This window comes from Mitsuaria chitosanitabida ATCC BAA-476 = NBRC 102408 (assembly GCF_001598255.1).
Classification (GTDB): domain Bacteria; phylum Pseudomonadota; class Gammaproteobacteria; order Burkholderiales; family Burkholderiaceae_C; genus Roseateles; species Roseateles chitosanitabidus.
Genome location: NZ_BCYP01000001.1, coordinates 34,420 through 59,321, shown reverse-complemented (window position 1 = coordinate 59,321; position 24,902 = coordinate 34,420). Strand labels below are relative to the sequence as shown.

The window sequence follows — 24,902 nt, the reverse complement described above, 5'->3', positions numbered from 1 at the left end:
CGGTCGATCGCACGACAAGGGGTCGCTTCGGCGACCCCTTTTTCATTGGCGGCTTCTCTCCCGCTCAACGGGGACGGCTCGCTCCGGGCGAGGCGATTGCCGGGCGCGAGGGGCCGGGCGTTCAGGTCGCGTGAAGATCGCCCCCGGCGCCGCGCGACCACCGCACCAGGGGATGTACCTCAAACAAGGGGCGCTCATAATGCGGCCGAACATTGAAAAGCAAGATGGTTCCATCGTCCCATCCCTCCCTCGCGAACATCATCGATGCCGCCCTGGCCCACGTGCCGGCGCTGTCGCATGCGCTCTACAACGGCATCCAGGATGAGCTCAAGAGCCGCCTCGAGCACCACCAGCTGCTGGCGGGGTGGTCGAAGCGGCGGGCGCAGTTCGCCAACGACCTGGAAGCCTCGCTGAACCAGTTGCTGGCCTCGGCCCGCACCGGCCGTGATCCGCTGCAGCGGGACCGCTCGGCGGCGCCGGACTTCGGCGACCTGAGCCTCAGCCTGGTGGACGAGAACCAGGCGCTGAAGGACGTCGCGATCGCGCACGTCATCACCGCCATCGAGGACCAGGCCAGGGCCGAGCTGCACCAGCTGGGCAACTTCTTCGCCGCGCTGCGCGGCATCGCCCGCCCCCTGAAGAACGACAACCCGCTGCGCGCCGCCGTGTTCGCGCAGGCGCTGTCGCGCGCGGTCGAGGGCGTGGACCTCGACCCCGAGGGCCGCTATGCGCTGATGCGCGTGGCCGCGCACCCGCTGGCGCTCAAGCTGCAACCGATCTACACCGAGCTGTGCGCGGAACTGCGCCAGGCCCAGCTCGGCGGCCTGCTGACCAGCCACGGCAGCGCGCTGAAGGAATCCGACCTGCGCCTGCGCCAGTTCAAGACGCTGACCGAACCGAGCTCGCCCCCGCCGACGCCGGCCGCGACGCTGGACCAGGTCGCGATGAAGCTGGACCTGATGAACACCCGCGCCGCGGCGCTGGCGCCCGCGACCTCCCCGGCCGCCGCGCCGACGGTCACGATGCGCCTGGGCCCGGGCACCGGCGCGCCGGGCTCCGACCTGCTCTCGCGCCTGTACGACCAGATCCTGGCCGACGACCGCCTGCAGCCCCCGCTCAAGGTGCTGATGGGCCGGCTGCAGGTCGCCATCGTGCGCCTGTCCCGCGAGGACGCCACCCTGCTGCGCCGCCAGGAGCATCCGACCTGGCTGCTGCTGAACCGCATCGCCGCGCACGGCGCCGGCTTCGCCCGGCCCGACGACGCCGAGCTGCGCAGCTTCCTGAGCTTCCTCGAGAAGGCCATCCAGCCGCTGCTGGACGCCGCCCACCCCTCGGCCCTGCAGTTCCAGCAGGCGCTGGTGCAGGTCGACGCCCACATCCGCGCCGGGGCCGAGGCCCGCGGCCAGCGCAGCGCCGTGGCGCTGGAGCGGCTGGACCGCGAGCAGCAGCGTCAGGAATGGAAGCGCATGCTGCGCGACCAGCTGCAGCACCAGCTCGACGACGCGCTCGCCGGCAAGCTGATGCGGCGCTTCCTGCTCGGTCCCTGGGTCGAGGTGATCGCCCAGGCCATGGTCCACCACGGCCGCGACGCGGCGCAGGCCCAGGCGACCGTCGAACTGGTCGACGCGCTGCTGCACAGCGTGCAGCCGCATCCGGACGAGGCCGACCGCCAGCGTCTGCGCACCCAGCTGCCGCAGCTGATCCGCGCGCTGGACCAGGGCATGGACTCGATCGCGCTGCCGCAGATCCAGCGCCAGGCCTTCATGGACGAGCTGATGCGTCAGCACGGACGCGTGCTGCGCGGGCTGCCCGCGGTCGAGGACACCGCACCGCCCGCATCCTCGCCCAAGCGCCCCGCCCTCACGCCCGAGGAGGTGCTCCAGCAACTGCTGGACGAGCGCGAGTCGCAGTTGCCCTCGCGCTGGGCCCACGAGCGCGTGGACCGCGGCCAGTTGCCCACCGTGCCGGTCGCGCTCTACAGCGACGAGCATTCGCCGCATGCGCAGGCCGCGCTGCAGGACTGGATCGCCGGCGTGCAGATCGGCGGCTGGTACCACCTGTTCCTGCAGAGCGAATGGATCACCGCCCAGGTGGCGTGGATCAGCGACAGCCGTCAGCTCTTCCTCTTCGTCGGCCAGGTGCCGGACGAGCGCCACTCGATCACGCGCGGCGCGCTGGAGCAGCTGGTGGCCAATGGCCTGATCACGCAGCTCGAGGACGAGCCGTTGCTGCAACGCGCCATCGGCACGCTGATGCAGGACCTGGATCGCGCGAGCTGAGCGCGGCTCGGTCACAATGCGCCCGCCCGGCCCTGCGCCGGCGCGCCTCGCACCGACCGATCGCCGCTCCGCCCCGCGTCCCATGCCTGCTGTCTCTCGCGCCGCCCGCCGCGCCCGCGGCCTCCGCATTCCCGGCCTCGCCCGCTCCGGCGACGGCCTCGGCGGCCTGATCGGCCCCGCCAGCCTCGCCGGTCTGTTCCTGGCCGCGGCGCTGACCCTGCCCGCGGCGCACGCGCAGACCGTCCCGCCCAATCCGCCCCCCGGCCCGGTCCCCGCGACCGCGGCCGAGCAGGCCCACCGTCCGCGCCTGGGTCTGGTGCTGTCCGGCGGCGGCGCCCGCGGCCTGGCCCACGTGGGCGTGCTCAAGGTGCTGGAGCGCGAGCACATCCCCGTCGACGTGATCACCGGCACCTCGATGGGCGCGATCATCGGCGGGCTCTACGCGAGCGGCATGTCGGCCGAGGACCTGGACCGCGAGCTGACCCGGATCGCCTGGGACCGCCTCTTCGCCAGCCGCGTCGACCGCCAGGACCTGTCCCAGCGCCGCAAGGAGGAGGACTTCGAGTTCTCCGCCACCATCGAATTCGGGCTGCGCAACGGCGAGGTCCGCGTCCCCACCGGCACGCTGTCCAGCCGCGGGCTGGAGGCGCTGCTGCGGCGCCTGACGCTGCCGGTGCGCAACGTGCGCCAATTCGACCGCCTGCCCACCCCGTTCCGCGCCGTCGCCACCGACATGGAGAACGGGCACGAGCGCGTGCTCGCGGAAGGCGACCTCGCGCTGGCGCTGCGCTCCAGCATGAGCGTGCCCGGCATCTTCGCGCCGGTCGAATGGGAGGACCGCATCCTGGGCGACGGCGGCCTGGTCAACAACCTGCCGATCGACGTCGCGCGCGAGATGGGCGCGGACCGCCTGATCGCGGTCAACGTCGGCACGCCGGTGGGCGGGCGGGACTCGCTGAACTCGCTGATCGGCCTGACGGCGCAGATGATCAACATCCTCACCGAGCAGAACGTGCAGCGCTCCATCGCCAGCATGACCGCGGGCGAGGACCTGCTGGTCACGCCCCAGCTGGGCAAGCTGACCTCGGGCGACTTCGACAAGGTGCGCGACTTCATCAAGGCCGGCGAGGACGCCGCCGAGGCGCTGCTGCCGCAGCTGCGCGCCTACGCGGTCGACAGCAGGACCTATGCCGACTGGCGCCTGGGCCGGCTGGGCCTGAAGACGCCGACGGTGATGCTGGCGGCGGTGAAGCTCGAGGGCACCGAGCTGACCAACCCGGAGCGGCTGCGCAGCCAGCTCGAGTCCAAGCCCGGCGAGGCCTTCAACAACGAGAAGGCCGAGCGCGACATGCGCTTCCTGTCCTCCAGCGGCGACTACGACCGCGTCGACTATCACGTCGAGCAGCGCGCCGAGGGCGAGACCCTGGTCTTCAACATGGACGACAAGCCCTGGGGCCCGAACTACTTCCGCATCGGCATGGACCTGTCGACGGACTCCGGCGGCGACAGCTTCTTCAACCTGCGGCTGAGCCACAACCGCCACTGGCTGACCGACACCGGCACCGAATGGCGCAACCAGGTCACGATCGGCGAGACGCCGCGGCTGTACACCGAGCTCTACCACCCGCTGGGCATCAAGCTGGGCGTGGCGGACGACTGGTTCGTCAGCGGCTGGGCCGAGGCCAACCAGCGCAAGCAGATCATCTACGACGACAGCAGCCGGGACCTGGACAGCCTGGGCCAGGCGCGGCTGGTGCGCCGCGACGCGGCCATCGGCTTCGACCTGGGTCAGCCCTGGGGCCGCTGGGGCGAGGTGCGCCTGGGCGCGATCTCGCGGATCCGCTACGCCAAGCCGGACCTGATCACGACGGCGACCTCGACGCCGGAGCTCGGCAAGCTGCGCTGGACCAGCTACGAGCGCGGCATCCGGCTGCGCACCGTGGTGGACCAGCTGGACTTCGCCAACTTCCCGCAGCACGGCTACCGCTTCACCGTCGACGCCTCGGGCGGCCGCCAGGACAACCGCAATCTCACCAGCGGCCGCTTCCTGCGCCTGAACCTGGACGGGACGGTGGTGCGCAGCTTCGGCGGCCACACGCTGAGCTTCTATGCCAAGGGGCTGGCGGCGCAGCAGCCGGACGACTCGGGGCTGGGCGGCGACACGCTGGGCGGCTTCCACCAGCTGTCGGGCTACCAGCCCAACCAGCTCAGCGGCAACGCGCTGCTGTTCACGCGAGCCACGTACTACCGCCGACTCAACGACACGCCCTTCCTGTCGCGCGGCTTCTTCCTGGGCGGCACGCTGGAGGCGGGCAACACCTGGGCCTCGCGGCGCGACATCAGCCTCAAGGACCTGCGTTACGCGAGCAGCGTCTTCCTCGGTTCCGACACGGGACTGGGCCCGCTGTACGTGGGCATCGGCTACGCGCCGCGCGGCGGGACCGCGTTCTACGTGTTCATCGGCCGGCCCTGACACCGACCGCCACCGACGCCGCGCGCATGAAAAAGGCCGTCGATCGACGGCCTGGTCTCGTGGGGCTGGCGGTGCCTCGGGCTCAGCGCGGGGCGTCCGCCTCGGGCCGGGCGTCCGGCTCGTCGCCGTCGGCCTCGTCGTCAGCCTCCGCCCCGTCGGCTTCCGCGCCCTCGAGGTCCTCGTCCTCGACGTATTCGCGCGGCTCGCGATGGGCCCACTCGTAGAGCAGCTCGGCGACGTCGCCCACGCCCTGCTTGTTCAGCGCGGAGAACAGCGTGATGCCGATGTCGGAGTCCTCGGTGGCCAGGACGGCGATGTCCTTCTGCACCTGCGCCATCACGGCCGCGCCCTCCTTGCGGTTGAGCTTGTCGGCCTTGGTCAGCACCAGCAGCAGGCTGATCTCGCCGGCGGTCACGCGGTCGGAGACGAACTCCAGCAGCTGCTTGTCCAGCTCGGTCAGGCCCAGCCGCGAGTCCACCATCAGCACGACGCCGGACAGCGATTCACGCTCGCCCAGGTAGTCGGCCATGACGCGCTGCCAGCGCAGCTTGGCGTCGCGGGCCACGGCGGCGTAGCCGTAGCCGGGCAGGTCGGCGAAGAGCGCGTCCGGCGCGTCCTTCGGGCCGACCGCGAACAGGTTGATGTGCTGGGTGCGGCCCGGCGTCTTGGACGCGAAGGCCAGGCGCTTCTGCTGCGCCAGCGTGTTGATCGCCGTCGACTTGCCGGCGTTGGAGCGACCGACGAAGGCGATCTCCGGCAGCTGGCGCGGGGGCAGGTCTTGCCCGAGGCCCTCGTCGACACCCGCGTCCAGCGGTCCGTCCAGGTCGTGCGACTCCGCCAGGTCGACGCCGTCCTGCTCGGCCGCGAGCCGCGCTTCCAGCGCGGCGGCGCGCGCCTCGGCGGGCAGCACGCCGTTCACCGGCAGGTGCTTGAGCTGGCTCGCAGTCGTCAGGAAGCGCGCGGTGTGCGCCCAGGCCAGCGCCTGCTGCGCCGGCGTCAGCGCGGCGGCGGGCGCCTTCGCGGGGAGGGTCACGCCTTGCTCTTCCGCCTTGCGCCGGGCCTTGTCGCGGGCCTTGGCGGCCGCGCGCATGCCGGTCTTGCCGGGGCCTTGCTTGCGTGCTTTGGGAGCGGCGCGCCCCGCGCCACGGCCTGCGGGTTTCCCTGAGGCCGCCGAGGCGGGTTTCTTGTTGGAATCGGTCATCGCGCAGCGGGGCGTCAAAGAGGTGCATTGTAAGATCCCCCGGCTGCGCTCACCCAACCCCTCAACATTCATGAAGACTGCCGCTTTCTTGTTGTCGAGCCTGGTTCTTGTCGCCGGCCCCAGTTGGGCCGCCGAGTCGCAAACGGGTCAACCCAAACCCGACCTGGCCAAGGGCCAGGCCAAAGCCGCCCAGATCTGCTTCACCTGCCATGCCATCGACGGGTCGCGGGGCCAGCCGGGCTACCCGATCATCCAGGGGCAGCACGCCGACTACCTGGTCAAGCAGCTGCACGAGTTCAAGGACAGCAAGCGCAAGGACGACGTGATGGGCCCGCAGGCCAAGATGCTGTCCGACGCCGAGATCCGCGACGTCGCCGCGTTCTACGCCAGCAAGCAGGCCAAGCCGGGTTCGGCCACCAACAAGGAGACGATCTCGCTGGGCGAGAAGATCTACCGCGGCGGCATCGCCGACAAGATGGTCCCCGCCTGCGCCGGCTGTCACAGCCCCAACGGCGCCGGCATCCCGGCCCAGTACCCCCGCCTGGGCGGCCAGCACACGGCCTACACCGAGAAGCAGCTCAACCTGTTCCGCGCCGGCACCCGGGCCAACAGCCCGCAGATGGTGGCCATCGCCGCCAAGCTGAGCGACAAGGAAATCAAGGCCGTCGCCGACTACATCGCCGGCCTGCGCTGAGCGCGCACGGCGCGCCTCGAGCACGTCAAGCCCCCGTGAGGCCGGTGATCGTTCACCGGCCTTTGTCATTGACGGTTACTTCGCTCGACGCCGCGCATCGCCCGAACCGTCACCCGCGCGACAGAGAATCCCCGCCATGTCCGAGAAGTCCCCCGCCCGAATCTCCGCCCGCGCCGCCCTGGACGACGCGATGGAGCTGCTGGCCTCGATGCGCTTCGCCATCGCGCTGCTGACCGTCATCTGCATCGCCTCGGTGATCGGCACCGTCGTGCAGCAGCAGCAGCCGATGACGAACTACGTCAACCAGTTCGGTCCCTTCTGGGCGGAGCTGTTCGGCAAGGTCGGCCTGTACACGGTCTACGGCGCGTGGTGGTTCCTGCTGATGCTGGGCTTCCTGGTCGTGTCGACCAGCCTGTGCATCGCGCGCCACACGCCCAAGATCCTGCGCGACCTGAAGACCTTCAAGGAGACGATGCGGGAGCAGTCCATCCAGGCCTTCCCGCACAAGGCGCTGGGCTACCTGCACATGAACCCGGAAGCGGCCCTGGGTCAGACCAGCGCCTGGCTGGCGGCCGAGGGCTGGAAGGCCCGCGCGCAGGTGCGCACCGGCGGCGTCATGATCGGCGCGCGCAAGGGCGCGGGCCACAAGATCGGCTACCTCGCGGCGCACTCGGCCATCGTGCTGATCTGCCTGGGCGGTCTGTTCGACGGCGACCTGGTCAGCCGCGTCGTCATGTGGGCCCAGGGCAAGCAGATCTACCAGGGCGCCGACCTGAACGAGATGACCGACGTGAACCGCATCGGCCCGTCCAACCCCAGCTTCCGCGCCAACCTGTTCGTGCCCGAGGGCAGCCGCTCCGCGTCGGCGCTGCTGACCATGCCCACCGGCGTGGTGGTGCAGCAGCTCCCGTTCGAGGTCGAGCTCAAGAAGTTCATCGTCGAGTACTACGCGACCGGCATGCCCAAGCTGTTCGCGAGCGACATCGTCATCCACGACCGCGACGGCACCACGACGACGGCGACCGTCAAGGTCAACGAGCCCTTCACGTACCACGGCCTGACGCTGTACCAGAGCAGCTTCGAGGACGGCGGCTCGATGCTCAAGCTCAAGCTGCGGCCGCTGCAGTCGGCGCAGGACAGCGACATGGACGGCCGCGTCGGCGGCTCGGCCTCGCTCAAGGGCGATGGCGGCGAGATCTACGGCCTGGAGTTCAGTGGCCTGCGCGTCATCAACGTCGAGAACTTCGGCAAGCCCGAGGGCGCGACCGACGTGCGCAAGGTCGACCTGGTCGGCCGGCTGGAGCAGCACCTGGGCTCGGGCGCCAAGGGCCCGGGCGACAAGTCGCTGCGCAACGTCGGCCCCTCGTTCAGCTACAAGCTGCGCGACGCCAGCGGCCAGGCGCGCGAGTACAACAACTACATGCTCCCCGTGGAGCTGGACGGCCACCGCGTGATCCTGCTGGGCGTGCGCGACACGCCGGCGGACAACTTCCGCTACCTGCGCGTCCCGGCCGACGACAAGGACTCGATCGACAGCTGGCTGGCCCTGCGCCGCGCGCTGGCCGATCCGGCCCAGCGCCTGCGCGCCGCCAAGCATTACGCGCTGGGCGCGACGCCGGCGGACCGGCCACAGATGCAAGCGCAGCTGGAAGCCACGGCCCTGCGCACGCTGACGCTGTTCGCCGGCGCCGAGGGCCTGAAGGCGGACGCCCCGGCCAAGGACGCCGCGGTCGGCGGCCTGCCGGCGCTGTCGCAGTTCATCGAGCGCGAAGTGCCGGCGCCCGAGCGGGCCCGCGTCTCCGAAGTGCTGCTGCGCATCCTCAACGGCTCGCTGTTCGAGCTGCACAAGCTGGCCCAGGAGCAGCTGGGCCGCCCGGTGCCCACGCCCGGCGAGCAGACGCAGGCCTTCATGACGCAGGCGGTGCTGTCGCTGTCGGACTCGATGTTCTACCCGGCGCCGGCGCTGCTGCAGCTGCAGGACTTCCAGCAGGTGCAGGCCAGTGTCTTCCAGGTGACTCGCACCCCCGGCCGGATGCTGGTCTATCTGGGCGCCGTGTTGCTGATCATCGGCGTGTTTGCGATGCTCTACATCAAGGATCGCCGGCTCTGGCTGTGGCTGGAGGCGGCCCCCGGCCGAACCGAACAGACGCGCGTGCGCATGGCCCTGACCAGCAATCGCGAGACCCCCGACCTGCCCGCCGAGTTCGATGCGCTCAAGCAGCGGCTGCTGCACGAGGAAGCCTGACATGACCACCCTCTCCCCCGATTCCACGCTGACGCCGGGCGCGCTGCCCACGGCGGCCGGCGTCCCCACGGCCACCCGCACGCTGGACATCGGCAGGCGCGGCTACTTCCAGGTCCGTGACCGCTTCGACTGGGTCTTCGCGGTGCTCGTGCTGCTGGGCGCGGGCTTCGCCTTCAGCCGCTATCACGCGTCCATGGACGTCTACGAGAAGGGCATCCTGGCCTGCGCGGCCCCTGCGCTGATCGCGCTGGGCTGGTTCTGGCGGCCGCTGCGGCCGCTGACGCTCATCGTGGGCGCGGCCTCGCTGCTGGCGATCCAGCTCTACCTGCGCCAGACCGACGACTTCGGCGCCGACCTCGCGGCCGGCGAGAAGGTCTTCCTGCTCAAGTACCTGCTGTCCAGCCAGAGCGCGATCCTGTGGATGAGCGTGCTGGTCTGGATGAGCACGCTGTTCTACTGGCTGGGCTTCCTGCAGAAGGACGCGGGCCACAGCGCCGCCGAGGCGATCGGCTCGCGCCTGGCCTGGGGCGCGGTGGGCATGGCGCTGATCGGCACCATGGTGCGCTGGTTCGAGAGCCACCAGATCGCGCCCGACATCGGCCACATCCCCGTGAGCAACCTGTACGAGGTCTTCGTGCTGTTCACGTGGCTGACCACGCTGATGTACCTCTACTACGAGCAGCGCTTCAAGACGCGCGCGCTCGGCGCCTACGTGATGCTGGTGGTCAGCGCGGCGGTGGGCTTCCTGTCCTGGTACGCGCTGGCGCGTGACGCGCACGAGATCCAGCCGCTGGTGCCCGCGCTGCAGAGCTGGTGGATGAAGATCCACGTCCCGGCCAACTTCATCGGCTACGGCAGCTTCGCGATGGCCGCGATGGTGGCCCTGGCGACGCTGCTCAAGACGGCCTCGCCGCGCGCGCTGGCGATCGGCCTGATCGGCGTGCCGGTCGGTCTGGTGGCGGTGCTGCTGGCCTTCCGTGTCGGCGCGACGCTGCCGGCGGAGACCGTCGCCGGCCTGGACGGATGGGCCGGCAAGATGGCCGGGCTGGCCGTGTTCCTGGCGCTGAGCGTGGCGCTGCGCAAGCCGCTGACGGCGCGCCTGCCGGCGCTGCCCGTGCTGGACGACCTCATGTACAAGGCGATCGCGCTGGGCTTCGCCTTCTTCACGATCGCCACCATCCTGGGGGCCTTCTGGGCGGCCGAGGCCTGGGGCGGCTACTGGAGCTGGGACCCGAAGGAGACCTGGGCGCTGATCGTCTGGCTGAACTACGCGGCCTGGCTGCACATGCGGCTGATGAAGGGCCTGCGCGGCGTGGTCGGCGCCTGGTGGGCGCTGATCGGCCTGGTGGTCACGACCTTCGCCTTCCTGGGCGTGAACATGTTCCTGTCGGGCCTGCACTCGTACGGCACGCTCTGATCCGGTCGATCCGAGGACGGACGGCCCGTCGCCCCGGGAGGGCGTCGGCGGGCCGCTCCCCCGATCGGCGCAGTCCCCCCCTCATCGAGGTAGGTTTCGCGGGACTTAAGCGGTCTCTCATGATTTCCCGCGGACTCGGGCGTAAGGTGCGAACCTTCCTTCCCCCCAAGGTCCGCCATGCACTTCCATCGCCAGCGCCACGGCCAGCGCATCCTCTCCTCCGAGATCACCTCGCGCGAGGTCTACGACAGCCGTCGTGACTGGCTCAAGGGCGCGGGCGCGCTGGGGCTGGTCGGTCTCGGCCTGAACGGCGAGGCCCGGGCCCAGACCGCCGGACCGGGCAAGCTGCCCAAGCTGCCGGGCGCGCGCAGCAGCGTCGCGGGCGCCACGGTGATGGAGAAGCTGACGGCCTACAAGGACGTCACCAGCTACAACAACTTCTACGAGTTCGGCACCGACAAGGGCGCCCCCGCGGAGAACGCGCACACGCTCAAGCCGCGGCCCTGGTCAGTGGTGATTGAGGGCGAATGCGCCAAGCCCGGCCGCTACGGCCTGGACGACCTGCTCAAGGTCGCGGCGATGGAGGAGCGCGTCTACCGGCTGCGCTGCGTCGAGGGCTGGTCCATGGTGATCCCGTGGGTGGGGTACTCGCTGGGGGAGCTGCTGAAGAAGGCGGAGCCGACCGGCAAGGCCAAGTACGTCGAGTTCACGACACTGGCCGACAAGGCGCAGATGCCGGGCGTGCGCTCCAACGTGCTGGACTGGCCCTACGTCGAGGGCCTGCGCATCGACGAGGCCATGCACCCGCTGACGCTGATGGCCTTCGGCCTGTATGGTGAGGTGCTCCCCAACCAGAACGGCGCGCCGCTGCGGCTGGTGGTGCCCTGGAAGTACGGTTTCAAGTCGGCCAAGTCCATCGTCAAGATCCGCTTCGTCGAGAAGCAGCCGACGAGCAGCTGGACCAAGGCGGCGCAGCAGGAATACGGTTTCTATTCCAACGTGAACCCGCAGGTCGACCACCCGCGCTGGAGCCAGGCCACCGAGCGTCGCATCGGCGAGGACGGGCTCTTCGCCAAGCGCCGCCAGACGCTGATGTTCAACGGCTACGAGGCCCAGGTCGGGCAGCTGTACGCCGGCATGGACCTGAAGAAGAACTTCTGAACGGCCACCGCCGCCCGCCCCTCGTCCGACGCCACCGCAGACGCCGATGACCTCCACACCGAGCTCCACCGCCACCGCCTCGACGGCGGCCCCGGCCGCGCCGCGCCGCGCGCCGGCCCGACGGCATCCCTTGCTGCATCCGGCGGCCAAGGTCGTGCTCTTCCTGCTGTGCCTGGTGCCGCTGGGCTGGTACGTCTACGGGGCCTTCGCGGACCTGCTGGGCGCCAATCCGGCGGAGACGCTGATCCGCGGCCTCGGGGACTGGGCGCTGCGCTTCCTGTGGATCACGCTGGCGGTGACGCCGCTGCGGACCTGGACGAACCAGCCGACGCTGGCGCGCTTCCGGCGGATGCTGGGGCTGTTCGCGTTCTTCTACGCGAGCCTGCACCTGCTGGCCTACGGCTGGCTGGACAAGGGACTGGACCTGCCCGAGATCCTGCGCGACATCGGCAAGCGTCCCTTCATTCTGATGGGCTTCACCGCGTGGGTGCTGCTGGTGCCGCTGGCCGCGACCTCGTTCAACCGGGCCATCAAGGCGTTGGGCGCGCCCAAGTGGCAGCTGCTGCACAAGCTGGTCTACGCGATCTCGGTCATCGGCCTGATGCACTTCATCTGGATGCGCGCGGGGAAGAACAACTTCGCCGAGCCCATCGTCTACGGCGGAATCCTGGCGGTGCTGCTGGGATGGCGGATCTGGAAGCGGCTGCGGCGCTGAACGGCTGACGGCGCGCGCCGTCTCCGCGATGCGCGCCTCGGCGCGACGGGCCGGCGGCGCCGCGCCAGCTCAGCCCCAGTCGCCCGCTCGCCGCAACACGCCGGGCAGATCCTGCGGCCACACCGTCGCGCTGGTCGTGGCCAGTTCGTCCTCGGTCCACCAGTGGTGGTCGGCCATCACCTCACGCTCCAGCGCCGTCCAGCCCTCGCGGGACAGCGCATCGCCCGTGGCGCGCACGACGAAGAACTCCTCCTGAGCCCACACCCGTTCCCCGTCCGGCAGGCCGAGCTCGAAGTCACGTCTCAGCACCGAGGCGCCGACCTCGGTGCCGACGATGCCGGTCTCCTCGCGCAGCTCGCGGATCGCCGCCTGCTCGAAGGTCTCGCCGGCCTCGAGACCACCACCCGGTGTCGCCCAGAAGTCCTGCCCCGCCATCGGCCCCGTCCGGTGGACGAAGCGGAACAGCAGCAGTCGCCCGTCCGGATCCAGGACGAGCAAGCGTGCGGAAGGCCGCGGACGAAGCACGGTCAGATCGATCGGAACGGTGGTCATGCCGGCGATTGTGCGCGGCCCCGACAGAGCGAACGGCTCGGAGGCTCCCCGGCATCGAGGCGCGGGGGAGGAGTCTCGTCCACGGCTATGCTCGTCCCCCATGCTCAGCCTGCATCCCGTCTCTGATCACGATCTCGCGGACCTGCGCCGCTCAAGGGACTGGACCTGCCCGAGATCCTGCGCGACATCGGCAAGCGTCCCTTCATCCTGATGGGCTTCACCGCGTGGGTGCTGCTGGTGCCGCTGGCCGCGACCTCGTTCAACCGAGCCATCAAGGCGCTGGGCGCGCCCAAGTGGCAGCTGCTGCATAAGCTGGTCTACGCGATCTCGGTCATCGGTCTGATGCACTTCATCTGGATGCACGCGGGGAAGAACAGTTTCGCCGGGCCGATCGTGTACGGGGCGATACTCGCGACCCTGCTTGGATGGCGGGGGTGGAAGCGCTTGAGACGCTGACGCACATTTAGGGAGAGAAGAACATGGGTTATGCGCAAGCCGGGCTGGTCCTCAAGCGATCAGCCCTCACCGACGAGCCGATTGCGCTCGCCGAACGTCTCACGGGTGAACGCGCCGAGGAACTGGATCGGAAGAATCCGTGGCCATTCGATCCACGTCTCCATCACGACCTGCTGGTCCAGTTCTCTGGAGATGTCTGCGTCATCACGAACAATGACCTGGTGTGGCCGCTCCTGGAGAGGGCCGACGCCGATGCCAGCGCCCTCCATCGCCAACTCGGCGCCCCGGATCTCTTCATCGCGTTCTGCCGCTACGACAGCGGCGGCACCTTTGGCTATGCGATCGTCAAGCAGGGGCAAGTCGTGCGCCGACGCCTCCAGACCACGGACGTCCCGTCGCTGCCGCCCTTGAGCGAGAGCGGTGCGCCCCTTCCTCTGGAAGCCCCTTGGCTGTCCGCCAACTTCTTCTACGACGAGGAAGACGAAGAGATTCCCGAGGACGAGCGCGAGAAGATCCTGTACCTCGATGACAAGGACGATGGCATTCCCGAATACTGGTTGACGATCCGACTGCTGGAGATGCTGCTGGAAGAGCACTTCGGCGTGATCCCCTGGGATCTTGGCAGCGACCCGCAAGACCGGTTCCTGCGGATGCAGGATCGCCAGGGCTGAGCTCGCCGCCCAGCGTCGGCCGGCGGCAACCGTGCGCGGCGCGATTGCGGTCGGCGGGTCTCATCCGCGTCGCGGCCAATACCCCGCCCGCCGCGGAACGCCGGGTGGCGCCCGCAGCTATGCTCGTCCTCCATGCTCAGCCTGCATCCCGTCTCTGATCACGATCTCGCGGACCTGCGCCGCTTCGAGTTCGACAACCGCGCCTTCTTCGAGTCACGCATCAACGGCCGTCCCGGGGCGTTCTATGAAGACGGCGGCGTCGAAGCCGCCATCGCCGCCGCGCAGCGCGAGGCCGCCGCCGACACCGGCTATCAGTTCCTGATGCGCGACGTCGCGGGCACGCTGGTCGGCCGCATCAACCTGATCCAGGTCAAGCGCAAGCACTACCACTCGTGCGAACTGGGCTACCGCATCGCCGAGGCCGAGAACGGCAAGGGCTACGCGAAGACGGCCGTGAGGCTGATGCTCGACAAGGCCTTCAACGAGCTCGGCCTGCTGCGCATCGAGGCCAAGGCCCATGCCGGGAATCCCGGTTCGATCCGGGTGCTCGAGCTCAGCGGCTTCCAGCAGTTCGGCCGGTCGACCCGCAGCATCGAGATCCAGGGGCAGTGGCTCGACATGCTGCACTTCGAATGCCATGCGCCGGGACGACGCACATGAACGACACCCTCGATCACGACGGCGACCACTCGCCGCGAGAGATCCCGTCCCTCGCGCCGGACCTGCCGCCCTCGCTCGCGACCCGGCTGGTGGGTGTCGACTGGCACCGCAACCTGGTCGGCGAGGCCGGAGCGAGCGTGCACCGGCTCCATCGCGCGGGCGAGCCGGATCGCCATCTCAAGCATGGCGACGGCGACGCGGCCGTCGCGATCGCGGAGGAGTTCGCCCGGCTGCAATGGCTGCAGGATCGCTGGCCGGTGCCGGCGCTGCTGCACTTCGAGGCGACGGCCGACCGCTGCTGGCTGCTCACCCGCACCCTGCCCGGCCGCACCACCTATGAATGGCTCGCGGACCACCCCGAACGCGCGCCCGAGATCGCCGCCGCCATCGGCCGGTTCCTGCGGCGGCTGCATGAGCTCCCCAGCGCGACCTGCCCGTTCAACGCGGGCCACGGGCTGCAACTCGATCACGCGCGACGTCGCCTCGAGGCGGGCCTGATCGACGCCGACGACTTCGACGACGAGCGCCAAGGCTGGTCGCCCGAGCAGGTGTGGGACGCGCTGAACGCCCTGCTGCCGCTGGCCGAGGATCCCGTCGTCAGCCACGGCGACTTCTCGCTCGACAACCTCCTGATGGAAGCCGACGAAGGCGGTGCCCTCGCGGTGACCGGCGTGATCGACCTGGGCCGCGCCGGCATCGCCGACCGCTATCGGGACCTGGCGATCCTCGCCAACTGCCTCGACGAGTTCGACGGCGACTTGCGCGACGCCTTCTTCACTGCCTACGGCCTCGACACGCCGGACACCCGCAAGCTGGACTTCCACCTGCTGTTGGACGAATGCTTCTGAGACTTTCGGCGGATCCTCCCGGGGTTTCATGGCGCCGGAAAGGCACCCGCGCGGGCGATCCGGGATAATCGCGGGTTTCCCCCCGAACACCGATCCGGCGCCTCAGGTCCAGGCCCGGCGGGCGCTTGCCTGCCGTCGTTGGCCTGGCCCCCGAAGATCCGCTCCGCCGCTCCGTCCGTCCTCGACCGCTTCCCCATGTCCGACGCCCAGGTCATCGCCGCTTCGCAGACCCCGCCGCAGGCCCTCCCGCCCGTGGTCGACGCCGCCATCATCGGCGGCGGTCCGGCCGGCTGCAGCGCCGCCAGCTGGCTGGCGCAACTGGGGCTGAGCGTCGCGCTGATCGAGCGCGCCCCGCGCCTGTGCGGCAGCCTGCAGTCGCTGACCTACCGCCAGGATTGGCTGCTCGGCGCCCCGGGCGAGACGCTGGCCTCCCTGGGCGACCACTACGCCGCCCACACCCAGGCGCTCCCCGGCGTGCACACGCTGCTGGGCCGGTCGCTCGATCATCTCGACTGGCAGGCCGACGCGGGCTGGACGCTCTATCTCGACGGCGACGGTGGCCAGTCCGGTGACGGCGACACGCCTGCCGCGGCGGCCGGCCGCCAGCCGCTGCGAGCCCGCTCGCTGCTGCTCGCCACCGGGCTGACGCCGCGCCATCCGGCGCCGCTCTATCCCGAGCAGCGCCACGAGCGCGTGATGGACGCGCTGGAGCTGACCTCGCGCCGCGAGCGGCTCGCGCCCGGCCGGGTGCTGCTGCTGGGCGGTGGTGACAACGCCATCGAGAACGCCCTGTACCTCTCCGAGCGCGGCCATCAGGTCACGCTCTGGTCGCGCTCCGACTGGCGCGCGCAGAGCCACCTGATCCAGCAGCTGGACAGCGCCCCCGCGCTGAGCCGTCGCCCCGCGCAGACGCTGCCGACCGCCCTCGCCGCCGACGCGGCCGGCGTCACGGTCACGTCCAAGGCCCACGGCGACGAGCGCTTCGATCACGTCGCCGTGCTGCTGGGCTACGAGCCCGAACCCTCGGCCTGGCTGACGGTCTCCGACGCGCTGCAGCGGGCCGGCGTCACCGCCCCCTCACAGCCCTTCCGCGACGAGCCGCGCTTCGGCGTGCTGGGCCTGTTCGTCGCCGGCGACGCCAGCGGCCGCCAGCACCCCTGCGTGCAGACCGCGCTGGGCGACGGCGTGGTCGCGGCCAAGCAGATCGAGGCCTTCCTGCGCCCGCTGCGCGAGTCGCAACCCCCGCCCGCGCTGCGCCGCAACAACCGCCAGGTCATCCACATCAACGGGCTGCGCTTCGGCGCGAATCTCGGCGTGCTCGACTTCGAGCGCGAAGGACCGCAACCCATCCAGGTCGACGCCGAGGTCAATCTCGGCGCCCAGACCATCGTCTCGCGCGATGCCGACATCGGCCACGTGCTGGACTACCGCCGCGTGCGCACCATCATCATCGACGAGTGCACCGCCGAACACACCGATCTGCTCGAGGCCCTGCTGGGCAAGCTCTGCGTCCGGCTCATGAAGCTGGCCGGCGTGGTGGGCGTGCGCATCAAGGTGACCAAGCTCGAAATCTTCCCCGACTGCCAAGTCGCGATCTCCGCCGAATGCGGCCAATGGTGACCCCATGACGACCGAAACCCCGATCCAAGACTCCGCCACCATCGCCGCGACGCTCTCGCCGGAGCAGGCCGCCGCCCAGGCCGCCGATGCCGCCGCCAAGAAGCACGCGCACGAGATGAACAAGCTGTCCAAGCGCCTGCACCGCCAGGTCGGCCAGGCCATCGGCGACTTCAACATGATCGAGGACGGCGACAAGGTCATGGTCTGCGTGTCCGGCGGCAAGGACAGCTATTCGCTGCTGGACATCCTGATCAACCTGCGCGACCGCGCCCCGATCAAGTTCGACATCGTCGCGGTCAACCTCGACCAGAAGCAGCCCGGCTTCCCCGAGGACATCCTCCCCGCGTATCTGAAGTCGCGCGGCGTGGACTTCCACATCGAGGAGCAGGACACCTACTCCATCGTCAAGCGACTGGTGCCCGAGGGCAAGACGACCTGCTCGCTGTGCTCGCGCCTGCGCCGCGGCATCCTGTATCGCGTGGCGGGCGAGCTGGGCGCGACCAAGATCGCGCTGGGCCACCACCGCGACGACATCGTCACCACGCTGATGCTGAACATGTTCTTCGGCAGCCGCATGAAGGGCATGCCGGCCAAGCTGGTCAGCGACGACGGCAAGAACGTCGTGATCCGCCCGCTGGCCTACGTCAAGGAATCCGACCTCGAGCAATGGGCCGAGCATCGCGAGTTCCCCATCATTCCGTGCAACCTCTGCGGCAGCCAGCCCAACCTGCAGCGCGCCACCGTCAAGGCCATGCTGCAGGACTGGGACAAGCGCTTCCCGGGCCGCGTGGACAACATGTTCACCGCGATGGGCAACATCGTGACCTCGCACATGATGGATCGCGAGCGCTTCCCGTTCCAGACCATCAAGGCCACCGGCGCCCCGGTCGCCGACGGCGACATCGCCTTCGACGAGGACGAGCAGTGCGGCACGCCCGCCCCCGCGGCGACGATCCAGCTGGTGCGTCCCGGCCAGACCGCCGCCGCCCCGGCCATCCCGGCGCCGGTCGACGACGCGGGCGAGGCCTACTCGGCGGCGGATTCCGCCGAGCGCTGATCGCCCGGGGCCGCGAATCGCCCCGTGATCGCGGCCTCATCGAACTGAAACGCGCGGCTTACGCCGCGCTCACAGACAAGCCTCCACCGACAGGGTCACAATCGTCCCACCGGGCCCGAGCGCAACCGTGTGAGGGCCCGATCACTTCGGAGGTCTGTATGTTCACCTTGAATCGTCGACTGGCCCTCGTCAGCCTGGGCGCGGCGGCGTTGCTGTCGCTCACCGCCTGCGCCTCGCTCAACACCGTCACCGCGGACGCGCAGACCTTCGGCAGCTGGCCGGCGGGCCGGCAGCCGGGCTCCTTCGCCTTCGAGCGCCTGCCCTCGCAGCAGCGCCAGGAAGCCGCGCAGACCTCGCTCGAGCAGGCCGCCCGCGGCGCGCTGCAGAAGGCCGGCTTCACCGAATCGTCCGACGCCAAGACCGCCGACGTCGTGGTGTCGCTGGGCGCCCGCGTGACCCGCACCGGCTACGCCGCCTGGGACGACCCGATGTGGTGGCGCTGGAACGGCAGCTACTTCTCGTGGCGCTACGGCCCGGCCTGGCGCCCGTACTACAGCCGCTGGGGCTACGCCTATCCGATGGACCCGATGATGGAGCGCCGCTATGACCGCGAGGTCGCGCTGCTCATCCGCGACCGCAAGACCAACGAGCCGCTGTACGAGGCCCGCGCCAGCAACGACGGCTTCACCGAAGGCGGCGAGGACCTGATCGGCGCGCTGTTCGAGGCCTCGATGACGGACTTCCCGCAGACCCGCCCCGAGCCGCATCGCGTCAGTGTGCAGCTGCCGGGCACGGCGCCCACCGCGTCCAAGTGACGCGCTGACGGGCCGGCGGCGCGTCGGATCTCCGACGCCGTCGCCGGCGCTGTTGCAAGCCCTCACCGGGCGGCCTGGCCGGCCGACATCCGGCCCCCCGATAATCGCGGTCTCTCCACCAGGGAACCGCGATTCTTCTTATGTCGCTCAACATCGTCGTCATGGCCGCGGGCAAGGGCACCCGCATGAAGTCCCGCCTGCCCAAGGTGCTGCAGAAGCTGGCCGGCCGCGCGCTGGTCCGTCACGTGCTGGACAACACCGCCGCGCTGCACGCCGATGCTCGCATCGTGATCACCGGCCATGGGGCCGACCAGGTCGAGGCCGCCATCGCCGGCGACGGCATCCGCTTCGTGCGCCAGGAGCCGCAGCTCGGCACCGGCCACGCGATCCAGCAGACCGTCCCGGCGCTGAACGCCGGCGGCACCACGCTGATCCTGAGCGGCGACACCCCGTTGATCAGCACCGCCACGACGCGCGCCCTGGTCGAGGCCTGCGCCGGCGACAAGCTGGTGCTGCTGACCATCGAATACGCCGACCCGACCGGCTACGGCCGCATCGTGCGCGAGGGCGAGGCGGTCAAGGCGATCGTCGAGCACAAGGACGCCAGCGACGAGCAGCGCCGCATCCGCGAGTGCTACACCGGCATCATGGCCGCGCCGACCGAGGCGCTGAAGCGCTGGGTCGGCCAGCTGAACAACGACAACGCCCAGCGCGAGTACTACCTGACCGACATCGTCGCGATGGCCGTGGCCGAGGGCGTCCCCGTGGTCGGCGTGAAGACCGCGGACGAGACCGAGGTGCTGGGCGTCAACAGCCCGTCGCAGCTGGCGCAGCTGGAGCGCCGCCACCAGCTGGCGCAGGCCGAGGCCCTGATGACCGCCGGCGTTCGGCTGGCCGATCCGGCCCGCTTCGACCTGCGCGGCACGCTGCGCTGCGGCCAGGACGTCGAGATCGACGTCAACTGCGTCTTCGAGGGTGAGGTCACCCTGGGCGACGGCGTGCGCATCGGCGCCAACTGCGTGATCCGCAACGTCACCATCGGCGCCGAGGCGCGCATCCACGAGTTCACCCACATCGACGGCGAGGCGCTCGGCGCCAGCGTCGGCGAGGGCGCGCTGATCGGCCCCTTCGCCCGCCTGCGTCCGGGTGCCCAACTGGGCGCGGAAGTCCACATCGGCAACTTCGTCGAGGTGAAGAACTCGACGCTGGCCAAGGGCGCCAAGGCCAACCACCTGGCCTACCTGGGCGACGCGACCGTGGGCGAGCGCGTCAACTACGGCGCCGGCAGCATCACCGCCAACTACGACGGCGCCAACAAGCACCGCACGATCATCGGCGCGGACGTGCACGTGGGCTCCAACTGCGTGCTGGTGGCCCCGATCACGATCGGCGACGGCGCCACCGTGGGCGGCGGTTCGACCCTCACCAAGGACGTCGCTCCCGGCCAGCTGGCCGTGGCGCGGGGCCGACAGATCGTGATTTCCGGCTGGTCGCGTCCCCAGAAAAAGAAGTGATCCCGCCACAAAGCTGGCACGGTCAGGGGGAAAGCCCGTAAGCTGCGGGCTTCGTGTCACGCCTCGTGACAAGTTCACGCAGTCCGGAAGGCCCATGTCCGACGGGGCCGGCGCTCCCCCCGAACCGTGGGAGGCGCGTTTGCCCGGTGGTCACTAGCATCCGCCCTGTTGTCGAAGCCCCGCTGAATCATGGCGATCCAGAAACCCGCATCCTCCCTGCCGCTGCCGACGGAAGACGACGCGATCGTCGCGCCGGCGTCCGCGACGCTGGACGCGCTGCGGGACACCTCCGCGGATCCGGCCGCCCAGGCCGCCCGCAGCGAGGCGCTGGAGCAACTGGCCCTGTCCCACGCGATGAGCGACCAAGCCGCCGAAGCCTGCTTCTACCTCTGCCGCAGCCTGGGGCTCGCGCGCCAGCAGCAGACCGCCGACGGCGCGCCGGATCTGGAACTGCTGTTCGAGTTGCTGGGCGCGCTGGCCGACCTCCCCGCCGAGATCAACGCGATGCCGCTGCCCGAAGGCGAAGCCGACGGCCTGGGGGTCGCCGAGCTCTGCCACCAGCTGGGCGCCGCCCGCGAGCTCACCACCGCCGCCTGGAACGAGGCCGCGGAGCTCGACGAAGGCGTCGCCCCCTGCCCCGCCGCGCCCGCCCGCGCGCTGCATTGACCCCGGCGACCCGATCGGGTCGCCTTTCTCTTGTCTCGAAGAGTGGCCGTCACGGGGCCACGTGGCGCATTCGCGCCCAGGAGCGGGCGCCTCCCGGCACCCGAAGGTCTCAGCGTTGGCGTTCGTGGCCGGCGATGAGCCGACTCACGCGGGAAACGGAGAGCCCCAGCTCCTCGGCCAGTGCCGTCATCGACTGCCCGCCCTCGGTGTGGGCGCGATAGAGCGCCTCCTCGCGGCTGCCGCTGCTCTTGAGCCACTCGCCCCAGCGGCGCAGCCGTGGAGACCGTGGCGGGTGCTCGCTCAGCCGCACGGTGCGCTGCACGAAGGAGGCATCGCCCAGGAAGATCTGCTGCCGCAGCTGCCCCCAGATGTCGAGATCGGGCTCCGACTCCACGATCGCCTGGTAGCGCTGCGCGGCCTTGCGCCGGTCCGCCGCGTTCTGCGGCACGCGCCCCAGCACGTTGGTCCACAAGCCCTCGACCTCCAGCCAGTCCGGCGCGGTCACCTGGCCGGCGTGGGCCTGCAGGCTGGTCCATTTCCAGGCCATCGGTGACGAGGCCAGTCCCGAACGACGTCCGATCAATTCGACATAGCGACAGGCGTCCAGCAGCAGGTGCTCGCGATCCACCAGCACCGCCTTGAAGCGGCCCTGGAAGACGTGGCCCGTCTGGCCGTGCCGGCGGTTGTGCGCCTGCGTGTAGACGCCGTTGAGGTGGCGCATCAGGCGCGAGAGATTGGCCTGGCGCGTGAACAGCAGCAGCTCGTAATGATCGCGCCCCAAGCCGTAGGCCAGCACCTGCGCGTCGAAGCGCTGGGCGGCCTGCTCGATCAGGTCGAGCAGCACATGACGGTCTTCGTCGTCGGCGAAGATGGGTGCGTCCCCGCGGGTCGCCACGTGATAGACGGCGCCGGGAAACTCGATGCGAAGCGGCCTGGCCATGTCTGCAAAATTAGGCGAAGACCGCACAAAAGACAAGGCGGCCAAGCCCTCGTCCACAGTCCCCGGCAAGACTTGACCCCTGAACGCGGGGCGTCCCGCCGTCACGTGAGCGAGACCCGTGCCGTCGGCGCCACGCTCGGCCCCGGCGCGGGGCCGCTACGCGATAGCGCCAAGGCTATCGAGGGTCAGGTGTCAACAGCAAAACCTGGAACCCCGCCGCTTCCCGCCACCGCATCCCCTGCCTGGGCATCCATCCCGGGAACACCCCGCGCCAGCTTGCCCGCAAGCCCGTCGAGCGCCCCTTCCGCGAACCCCTCCGGGCGGCCCCCTCTCCCGCTGCGCGGGAGAGGGTTGGGGTGAGGGTCTTCGCGTGCCGAGCGCCTCCCAAGCAAAAGGGCCCCGAGGGGCCCATGACGGAGCGCGACGGCGAGCCCGATCAGCTCTTGCCCATCGACCCCAGCACGTGCAGCACGGCGTCCTCGCCCATGTTGCGCGCATCGGCCAATTCGCCGCCCTTGGTCGTGCCCAGCACCTGGCCATCGCCGCCCAGCACCGCCACGGTCGGGATGCCCTTCTTCAGCGTCACGCCCATCTGGTTGGCGACATCGACGTTCTTGTCGAAGCGGCCGACGTTGATCTTGACGGTCACGAAGCGGCGATCCACTTCCGTCGCCAGATGCCCCTGCCCGAAGCCCTTGCTCAGCGCCAGGCAGTCCTTGCACCAGTTGGCGCCGTAGACCACCAGCACCTGCTTGCCCTCGCGCGAGGCGCGGGCGACCGCGTTGTTGATGTCGGCGCGGGCGTCGGCCTGCTCGTCGTAGGGGCCGGGGCCCTCACCGGCGGCCAGCGCGGGTGGCAGGGACACCGCGGAGAGCGCGGCGGCGATCAGGAAGGAGGCGGTGCGGCGTTTCATGCGCGGGAGTGTGCCATCGCCGCCAATCCCCTGCCGCAGGTCAGGGCGCGGGGCGCGCGCCATCGGGTACAAAGGCGGGTTTCGCACAACATCCACATTCAGGGAACGGGATCTTCACGCCATGGCCTCCAGCCTGCTCGCATTGCTCGACGACATCACCACCGTCCTGGACGACGTGGCGCTGCTTTCCAAGATGGCCGCCAAGAAGACCACGGGGGTGCTGGGCGACGACCTGGCGCTCAACGCGCAGCAGGTCACCGGCGTCAGCGCCGAGCGCGAGCTCCCCGTCGTCTGGGGCGTGTTCAAGGGCTCCATGGTCAACAAGGCCATCCTGGTCCCCGCCGCGCTGGCCATCAGCGCCTGGGCGCCCTGGCTGGTGACCCCGCTGCTGATGGTGGGCGGCGCCTACCTGTGCTTCGAGGGCGTCGAGAAGCTGGCCCACAAGTGGCTGCACGGCGCCGACGACAGCGGCGAGGACGCCCACGAGCAGGCCCTGCACCGCGCGATGCAGGACCCGTCGGTGGACCTGGTGGCGCTGGAGCGCGACAAGATCAAGGGCGCCATCCGCACCGACTTCATCCTGTCGGCCGAGATCATCGCGATCACCCTGGGCACCGTCGCCGACGCGCCCTTCACGACGCGGCTGATGGTGCTGGCCGGCATCGCCGTGCTGATGACCATCGGCGTGTACGGCCTGGTCGCCGGCATCGTGAAGATCGACGACGCCGGCCTGTGGCTGAGCCGCCGCGCCGCCGCCTGGCAGCAGGCCTTCGGCCGCGGCCTGCTGTGGCTGGCGCCCTGGCTGATGAAGGCGCTGTCGGTGGCGGGCACGGCGGCGATGTTCCTGGTCGGCGGCGGCATCCTGACCCATGGCGCGCCCTTCCTGCATCACGCGATCGAGCACCTCGTCCAGGCCCTGGGCGTGGGCGGCTTCGCCCAGACCGTGGTCCAGGTGCTGGCCGACGCCGTGGTCGGCATCCTGGCGGGCGCCGTCGTGGTAGCCGTGGTGACCGGTATCCAGCGGCTGCGGCATCGCCGAGAATGACGCCCCATGAAGACGCATCACATCGAAGTCCAGAAGTTCAAGGCCGCCTCGAATTCGAGCACCAGCGGCCTGGTGACCTTCAAGGTGGACGCCCTGGTCAGGGAACGCGAGCCGGTGGACGGCATCGAGCCCAGCACCCTGCTCGTCATGACCGAGGCCAATGCCCGCGTCCTGATGGCGCTGCTCAAGACGCAGCTGACCGACATGGACGGCCGCAAGCCCAAGAGCCGTCACGGCCGCCACGGCTGAGCCCCGCTCGCATTTCTCCCGCGATCCCCCGAACGCCCGCCCGACCGAATATCCAGGAACCGACATGGACCTCCCGCAGTACCAGCCCGACAAGGCCACGTATCACCCCCTGACCGACGACGAGCTGTCGGACCTGGACGACCTGCTGTCCGAGCTGGACAACGACGCCGCGATGAACATCGAGGCGCTGGACGGCTACCTCAGCGCGCAGCTGCTGAGCCCGCTCGCGCTGGCCGACAAGCCCGGCGCCGAGTGGATGAGCCCGATCTGGGGCGGCGGCGATCCCTTCCCCAGCGGCAAGCAGCGCAAGAAGGTCGCGCTGCTGCTGCTGCGCCACGTGCACAGCCTGGCGGTGCAGTGGACGTCCAAGCAGGACGAGTGGGAGCCCATCTTCAGCGTCGCCGAGGACGGCGAGCAGCAGCTGGTCGACGCCGAGGACTGGTGCACCGGCTTCATGATCGGTGTCGACCAGGACGCCGACGCCTGGAGCCCGCTGTTCGAGCACGTGAAGACCGCGGCCGCGCTGGCGCCGATCGCGCTGCTGGGCGGCGATGAGAGCCAGCTCAGCGCCGAGGAGCAGGAGAAGCTCACCGATCTGCACTGGCGCGACGCGCTCAGCCGCGAGGTCCCCGAGGGCGTGCTCACGCTCTGGACGCTGCGCCAACAGGCCGACTGAGACCGTCCGAGGCCGACCGAGCCTCCCCCCCGGGG

The 24,902-nt window shown here is 70.2% G+C and carries 22 protein-coding genes and 2 pseudogenes; 20 read left to right on the top strand and 4 right to left on the bottom strand.

Annotation, left to right across the window (positions count from 1 at the left end; translation table 11 throughout):
- The first annotated feature begins 224 nt into the window (after positions 1–224).
- Positions 225–2,279, top strand: a complete 2,055-nt coding sequence (locus MCHT01_RS00240) for a DUF1631 family protein (RefSeq protein WP_067060752.1) — start codon at positions 225–227, stop codon at positions 2,277–2,279.
- Between the two features lie 82 nt (positions 2,280–2,361).
- Entirely contained in the window at positions 2,362–4,752 is a 2,391-nt protein-coding gene (locus tag MCHT01_RS00235) for a patatin-like phospholipase family protein (protein ID WP_084451432.1), read from the top strand.
- A gap of 82 nt (positions 4,753–4,834) precedes the next feature.
- On the opposite strand, the gene yihA is transcribed toward MCHT01_RS00235, so the two are convergent.
- Positions 4,835–5,785 carry a ribosome biogenesis GTP-binding protein YihA/YsxC gene (gene yihA, locus MCHT01_RS00230; RefSeq protein WP_439956145.1) on the bottom strand — a complete coding sequence of 317 codons (951 nt, stop codon included), beginning with the start codon at positions 5,783–5,785 and terminating at the stop codon, positions 4,835–4,837.
- 238 nt (positions 5,786–6,023) lie between these two features.
- On the opposite strand from yihA, the gene MCHT01_RS00225 reads away from it, so the two are divergent.
- The 5 genes from MCHT01_RS00225 to msrQ all read left to right on the top strand — a co-directional run bounded on the left by MCHT01_RS00225 (position 6,024) and on the right by msrQ (position 12,185).
- Entirely contained in the window at positions 6,024–6,647 is a 624-nt protein-coding gene (locus MCHT01_RS00225; RefSeq protein WP_067060749.1) for a c-type cytochrome, read from the top strand.
- 136 nt (positions 6,648–6,783) lie between these two features.
- A complete protein-coding gene (locus MCHT01_RS00220; protein ID WP_067060746.1) occupies positions 6,784–8,892 on the top strand; it encodes a cytochrome c biogenesis protein ResB in 2,109 nt (702 codons plus the stop codon).
- Between the two features lies 1 nt (position 8,893).
- Complete coding sequence (ccsB, locus tag MCHT01_RS00215; RefSeq protein WP_084451429.1) at positions 8,894–10,309, top strand: c-type cytochrome biogenesis protein CcsB; 1,416 nt, start codon at positions 8,894–8,896, stop codon at positions 10,307–10,309.
- 177 nt (positions 10,310–10,486) lie between these two features.
- The gene (msrP, locus tag MCHT01_RS00210; protein WP_067060743.1) at positions 10,487–11,470 is read left to right on the top strand and encodes a protein-methionine-sulfoxide reductase catalytic subunit MsrP; all 984 of its coding nucleotides are present in this window, start codon (positions 10,487–10,489) and stop codon (positions 11,468–11,470) included.
- A gap of 46 nt (positions 11,471–11,516) precedes the next feature.
- A complete protein-coding gene (gene msrQ, locus MCHT01_RS00205) occupies positions 11,517–12,185 on the top strand; it encodes a protein-methionine-sulfoxide reductase heme-binding subunit MsrQ (protein WP_084451427.1) in 669 nt (222 codons plus the stop codon).
- A gap of 69 nt (positions 12,186–12,254) precedes the next feature.
- Here the strand turns inward: msrQ and MCHT01_RS00200 are convergent, their stop codons facing one another.
- Complete coding sequence (locus MCHT01_RS00200; RefSeq protein WP_067060740.1) at positions 12,255–12,737, bottom strand: NUDIX hydrolase; 483 nt, start codon at positions 12,735–12,737, stop codon at positions 12,255–12,257.
- A gap of 156 nt (positions 12,738–12,893) precedes the next feature.
- Between MCHT01_RS00200 and MCHT01_RS00195 the strand changes: the two are divergent.
- The 10 genes and pseudogenes from MCHT01_RS00195 to MCHT01_RS00155 form a co-directional block, all read left to right on the top strand.
- Positions 12,894–13,193 (top strand): annotated as a pseudogene (locus tag MCHT01_RS00195) (ferric reductase-like transmembrane domain-containing protein); the annotation flags it as partial.
- A 23-nt stretch (positions 13,194–13,216) separates the two neighbouring features.
- Complete coding sequence (locus MCHT01_RS00190; RefSeq protein WP_067060736.1) at positions 13,217–13,864, top strand: hypothetical protein; 648 nt, start codon at positions 13,217–13,219, stop codon at positions 13,862–13,864.
- Between the two features lie 132 nt (positions 13,865–13,996).
- Positions 13,997–14,524 carry a GNAT family N-acetyltransferase gene (locus MCHT01_RS00185; RefSeq protein WP_067060735.1) on the top strand — a complete coding sequence of 176 codons (528 nt, stop codon included), beginning with the start codon at positions 13,997–13,999 and terminating at the stop codon, positions 14,522–14,524.
- Entirely contained in the window at positions 14,521–15,372 is an 852-nt protein-coding gene (locus MCHT01_RS00180) for an APH(3') family aminoglycoside O-phosphotransferase (RefSeq protein WP_067060733.1), read from the top strand. The genes MCHT01_RS00185 and MCHT01_RS00180 overlap by 4 nt, the downstream gene beginning before the upstream one ends.
- Before the next feature lie 195 nt (positions 15,373–15,567).
- Positions 15,568–16,536, top strand: a pseudogene (locus tag MCHT01_RS27250) (NAD(P)/FAD-dependent oxidoreductase); the annotation flags it as partial.
- 87 nt (positions 16,537–16,623) lie between these two features.
- Positions 16,624–16,992 carry a dihydroneopterin aldolase gene (locus tag MCHT01_RS27245; RefSeq protein WP_067061234.1) on the top strand — a complete coding sequence of 123 codons (369 nt, stop codon included), beginning with the start codon at positions 16,624–16,626 and terminating at the stop codon, positions 16,990–16,992.
- Between the two features lie 4 nt (positions 16,993–16,996).
- Entirely contained in the window at positions 16,997–18,049 is a 1,053-nt protein-coding gene (gene ttcA / locus MCHT01_RS00170; protein WP_084451423.1) for a tRNA 2-thiocytidine(32) synthetase TtcA, read from the top strand.
- Positions 18,050–18,207: 158 nt separating this feature from the next.
- A complete protein-coding gene (locus MCHT01_RS00165) occupies positions 18,208–18,864 on the top strand; it encodes a DUF4136 domain-containing protein (protein WP_067060731.1) in 657 nt (218 codons plus the stop codon).
- 140 nt (positions 18,865–19,004) lie between these two features.
- Complete coding sequence (gene glmU / locus MCHT01_RS00160; RefSeq protein ID WP_067060729.1) at positions 19,005–20,378, top strand: bifunctional UDP-N-acetylglucosamine diphosphorylase/glucosamine-1-phosphate N-acetyltransferase GlmU; 1,374 nt, start codon at positions 19,005–19,007, stop codon at positions 20,376–20,378.
- Between the two features lie 189 nt (positions 20,379–20,567).
- Positions 20,568–21,044, top strand: a complete 477-nt coding sequence (locus MCHT01_RS00155) for a hypothetical protein (protein WP_067060724.1) — start codon at positions 20,568–20,570, stop codon at positions 21,042–21,044.
- Positions 21,045–21,153: 109 nt separating this feature from the next.
- Here MCHT01_RS00155 and MCHT01_RS00150 read toward each other — a convergent pair whose 3' ends face one another.
- Positions 21,154–21,984 (bottom strand): transposase, encoded by an 831-nt coding sequence (locus MCHT01_RS00150; protein WP_067060718.1) that lies wholly within the window; start codon positions 21,982–21,984, stop codon positions 21,154–21,156.
- 436 nt (positions 21,985–22,420) lie between these two features.
- Positions 22,421–22,897 (bottom strand): thioredoxin family protein, encoded by a 477-nt coding sequence (locus tag MCHT01_RS00145; RefSeq protein ID WP_084451421.1) that lies wholly within the window; start codon positions 22,895–22,897, stop codon positions 22,421–22,423.
- Between the two features lie 121 nt (positions 22,898–23,018).
- On the opposite strand from MCHT01_RS00145, the gene MCHT01_RS00140 reads away from it, so the two are divergent.
- The 3 genes from MCHT01_RS00140 (at position 23,019) to MCHT01_RS00130 (ending at position 24,867) form a co-directional block, all read left to right on the top strand.
- Positions 23,019–23,942: a DUF808 domain-containing protein gene (locus MCHT01_RS00140; protein ID WP_067060715.1), complete on the top strand. Its 924-nt coding sequence runs from the start codon at positions 23,019–23,021 to the stop codon at positions 23,940–23,942.
- A 6-nt stretch (positions 23,943–23,948) separates the two neighbouring features.
- Positions 23,949–24,191 carry a hypothetical protein gene (locus tag MCHT01_RS00135; protein WP_067060712.1) on the top strand — a complete coding sequence of 81 codons (243 nt, stop codon included), beginning with the start codon at positions 23,949–23,951 and terminating at the stop codon, positions 24,189–24,191.
- Positions 24,192–24,255: 64 nt separating this feature from the next.
- Positions 24,256–24,867 (top strand): UPF0149 family protein, encoded by a 612-nt coding sequence (locus MCHT01_RS00130; RefSeq protein ID WP_067060710.1) that lies wholly within the window; start codon positions 24,256–24,258, stop codon positions 24,865–24,867.
- Positions 24,868–24,902: the final 35 nt, after the last annotated feature.